Source organism: Mycobacterium sp. E735 (assembly GCF_001666955.1).
GTDB lineage: Bacteria > Actinomycetota > Actinomycetes > Mycobacteriales > Mycobacteriaceae > Mycobacterium.
Window position 1 is genome coordinate 1 of record NZ_LZIX01000100.1, and the last position, 1251, is coordinate 1251.

Sequence of the window (1251 nt, forward strand, 5' to 3'; positions counted from 1 at the left end):
CCAGGCCGCGCTGGCGGTGCTGTTGTCGACCATGAGCGGAAGCAGCGAGGTGGCCGTGGGCTTCCCGATCGCCGGCCGGCGCGACCCGCTGCTCGACGACGTGGTGGGCTTCTTCGTCAACACGCTGGTGCTGCGGGTCGCGCCGGCCGGCGATCGGGAAGCCCACGGCCACCTCGCTGCTTCCGCTCATGGTCGACAACAGCACCGCCAGCGCGGCCTGGACCACCATGAAACTGGTCGCGTTGTGGGTCCGCGCCACCTCGCGCACCCGCTGTTGCAGCTCGGCCGGCCACCGCACGCTGACGGTGGCCCCACGGTGGTCGGCCACCAGCGGGTAGGGCCGGTCGGTGGGCAGCATCAACCGCTCGGGCATCCCGGCGAGATTGTGTTCCCAGAACCGCAGCTGCCCGGCGATGGGGCTGTCCGGGTCGTCCAGGTCGCCGAACTGGTCGCGTTGCCACAGCGTGTAGTCAGCGTACTGCACCGAAAGCGGCGTCCACCCGGGGGCTTCGCCGGCGGACCGGCTGGCGTAGGCCACCCCGAGATCCCGCACCAGCGGGGTGAGCGACAATCCATCCGCGGCGATATGGTGCAGCACCGACACCAACACGTGCTCGTCTTCGCCCGTGCGGAAAAGCCAAGCGCGCAGGGGGATTTCGGCACCGAGGTCGAACGCGTAGTGCGCCACGTCCTCGACCGCCTCCGCCAGCCGCGCCGCCGGCCAGGAGGTGGCATCGACCACGTCGCAGCCGACGTCGGCCTCCTCGGGTGACAGCACCACCTGCTGGGGCGTCCCCTCCGCCGCGATGAAGACCGTGCGCAGGCTCTCGTGGCGGGCCACCACGTCGCCGAGCGCGGCGCCGAACGCGTCGACGTCCAGGCGGCCGTCCAGGCGCAACGCCGCCGCCATGTTGTACACCGCCGAGCGGCCCTGCAACTGGTCGAGGAACCACAGCCGGGATTGGGCGAAGGACAACGGAATAACCGGGGGGCGTTCGATCGCCGGCAGTGGGGTGCGCGCCGTCCCGGCCGCACCCAGGCGCGACGCCAACTGGTGGATGGTCGGCGCCTCGAACAGGGACCGCACCCCCAGGTGGGCGCTCAGCCCGGTGTTGACGGCGGCGATCAACCGCATCGCCGCCAGCGAGTCGCCACCCAGTTCGAAGAACGAATCGTCGACGCCCACGCGGTCAACACCGAGGATCTGGGCGTAGATGGTGGCCAGGATCTCCTCGGTGGGGGTGGCGGGCG

At 71.1% G+C, this 1251-nt stretch carries 2 pseudogenes; one reads left to right on the plus strand and one right to left on the minus strand.

From position 1 onward, the window contains the following. A pseudogene (locus A5704_RS29735) lies at positions 1–154 on the plus strand (condensation domain-containing protein); the annotation flags it as partial. On the opposite strand, the pseudogene A5704_RS08370 reads toward A5704_RS29735, so the two are convergent. Next, positions 134–1251 (minus strand): annotated as a pseudogene (locus A5704_RS08370) (condensation domain-containing protein); the annotation flags it as partial. The pseudogenes A5704_RS29735 and A5704_RS08370 overlap by 21 nt on opposite strands.